Below are 2541 nucleotides of genomic sequence, written 5' to 3'. Positions count from 1 at the left end.
ACCGGGTGACGAGGAGGGGCCGGTGGGCCGCCCGCCCTCCAACGCGGAGAGCTTGACCTGGAGGGGCCGCCAGTGCGGAGGATGGTCCGTGGAGACCCTCATCCGACGCGCGGGCCCCGACGACGCCGAGGGCATCACCCGGGCGCACATCGAGAGCTGGCGGAGCGCCTACCGGGACCTCCTCCCGCGCGAGTACCTCGATGGGCTCGATTTCGAGCAGCGGCTGGAGGGGTGGCGCCAGGGGCTGGAGCAGCCTGGGGCGGCGGTCTTCGTCGCCGTGGAGCCGGGCCCCGAGCGCATCGTGGGCTTCTGTGCCGTGGGGAGGAACCGGGCCGTGCCCGAGTCACTGCCGGACTACCAGGGCGAGCTGTACGCCCTCTATCTGGTGGAGGAGGTGAAGGGGAGGGGCGTGGGGCGGGTGCTGTTCGAGCGTGGCGCCGGCTGGCTGCGGGAGAACGGGTGGGTGCCCTTCATCCTGTGGGTGCTGAAGGACAACGCCAGGGCGCGGGGCTTCTACGAGCGGCGTGGGGGCCAGCTCGTGGGAGCGCAGTCCATTGAGATCGCCGGCCGCGCCTGGCCGGAGGTGGCCTACGCCTGGGAGGTGTAGCAAGCGGGGCTTCCAGTCACCGCAACCCTTCTTATAGGTGGACCCTCCCTTTACGAGGGTACTGGTTGCGTGCTGCTCGCCTTCAATGTTAAGCGGCGCCCGCGCGTAGAGGGGATGGGGTGGGGCGGTGGAGGAAACCCGTGGTTTTCCCGAGGGTTGTGTCGGCATGGCGGAGAAGGAGCCCGGGAAGGACGCGCAGGGTAGCGAGCTGGGAGAGACAGCCCGGCAGATGCGGGCGGCGCAGCCGTACATCGCCGCGGTGTGGAAGCTGACGGGTGGGGCGGTGGTGGGCGTGTTGGGCGGGTACTACCTGGACAAGTGGCTGGGGACGTCGCCCTGGCTGTTGCTGGGGTTGAGCGTGGTGGGGATCTCCGTGGGCTTCTACGGGTTCCTCCACGAGATGGCACGGCTGGGGAAGCGGAAGCGGTGAGCGAGCACGGGGCGGAGACCTTCCGGAAGCATGCCGGACTGGCGGCGGTGGTGGCGGGGGTAGGGCTGGCGGTGGCGGCCTGGCTGCCCAGGACCCCCGAGGCTCGGTTGTCGGCGGTGGTGGGGGTGGGGCTGGCGGCGGCGACGGGGGTGGTGGCGCTGGTGCTCAAGCGGCGGGCGGTGAGCAGGGATTTGAACGCGGCGCTGAAGGTGGTCGGGTGGGTTTTCGGGATGCGGGCCGTGGGCGTGGTAGTGGGGCTGCTGTGGGTGGTGACGCGCGGGTTGGAAGCGGTGGCGTTCGTGGCGGGGTTCTTCGGGACCTACTTCGCGCTGCAGTGGATTGAAGTGAGCTACGTGATGGCCGCGTCCCGGGACGCGGCGGGCGGAGACGAGTGATGCGCAAGGCAATGGTTCTCTTCGTCGGGCTGGTCGCCAGCGCGGCCTTCGCCAGCAGCGAGCCGGCGGAGGGCGAGAAGGAGGACGTGGCGGGTTACATCCTCCACCACGTGTCGGACTCTCCTGAGTACGAGTTCGAGATTCCGCTCAGCAACAACCACATCCCCATCCACCTGCCGCAGATCTTCATCCCGCTGAAGGCGGGCGCGTGCGAGCCGCAGGTGACGGACCACGGCACGGTGGTGCCGGGGCTGGGGGCCGGCTGCCTGGATCTCTCCATCACCAAGCACACGGTGATGATGTGGCTGGCGGCGGTGCTGCTCATCGGCTCCCTCCTCATCTGGAGCAACCGCGACAAGACGAAGCTGGTGCCGCGCGGCACCGGGGCCAACCTCTTCGAGATGCTCGTGCTCTTCGTGCGCGACGAGCTGGCCATCAAGAACATCGGCAAGGAGGAGGGCCCGCGCTACACGCCCTACCTGCTGACGGCCTTCTTCTTCATCCTCTTCATGAACCTGCTGGGCCTGTTCCCCTGGATGGCGACGGCCACGGGCAACATCGCGATCACCTGCGGCCTGGCGCTGTGCACCTTCGTGCTGACGCAGGTGGCGGGCATCCGCGCCGCGGGTCTCGGCGGCTACCTGGCGCACCTGACGGGCGGCGTGGCCCCCTGGCTGTGGCCCATCATGATTCCGGTGGAAGTGCTGGGCCTGTTCACCAAGCCCTTCGCCCTCACCATCCGTCTCTTCGCCAACATGCTGGCGGGCCACATCGTCATCTTCTTCCTGCTGGGCCTCATCTTCATGCTCGGCAACCCGGCGGTGGCGCTGGTGAGCGTGCCCTTCGCCATGGGCATCTACCTGCTGGAGCTCTTCGTGGCCTTCGTGCAGGCCTACGTCTTCACCATGCTCTCGGCGCTCTTCATCGGCATGAGCGTGGCCATGGGCCACCACGGCCACGGCGAGCACGCCGACGAGCACGGCCACAAGGAGTCGGGTCACAGCCACGACCACGGCAAGGCCCACATGCTGGGCTCCTGAGTTCCTTCACTGAGTTAGCGGGGCTCGGCAGGCTCGGGCCCCGGTGAGTACCCGGCGATTCGAAAGGTC

4 protein-coding genes are annotated in these 2541 nt (G+C 68.6%); all 4 read left to right on the top strand.

The annotated features are described in order from the left end of the window. Positions 1–607 (top strand): GNAT family N-acetyltransferase (locus VF794_RS20540; protein WP_331112954.1); only part of this gene is annotated, 607 nt, incomplete at its 5' end. 166 nt (positions 608–773) lie between these two features. Further along, positions 774–1037, top strand: coding sequence for an AtpZ/AtpI family protein (locus VF794_RS20535; RefSeq protein ID WP_331112952.1), 264 nt, complete (start codon positions 774–776; stop codon positions 1035–1037). After that, a complete protein-coding gene (locus VF794_RS20530) occupies positions 1034–1432 on the top strand; it encodes a hypothetical protein (RefSeq protein WP_331112950.1) in 399 nt (132 codons plus the stop codon). The genes VF794_RS20535 and VF794_RS20530 overlap by 4 nt, the downstream gene beginning before the upstream one ends. Beyond that, positions 1432–2472: a F0F1 ATP synthase subunit A gene (gene atpB, locus VF794_RS20525; protein ID WP_331112948.1), complete on the top strand. Its 1041-nt coding sequence runs from the start codon at positions 1432–1434 to the stop codon at positions 2470–2472. The genes VF794_RS20530 and atpB overlap by 1 nt, the downstream gene beginning before the upstream one ends. Positions 2473–2541 lie beyond the last annotated feature (69 nt).

Origin of the sequence: Archangium sp., assembly GCF_036389735.1 — a bacterium.
GTDB lineage: Bacteria > Myxococcota > Myxococcia > Myxococcales > Myxococcaceae > Archangium.
This window is presented reverse-complemented; position numbering and strand designations above follow the sequence as displayed.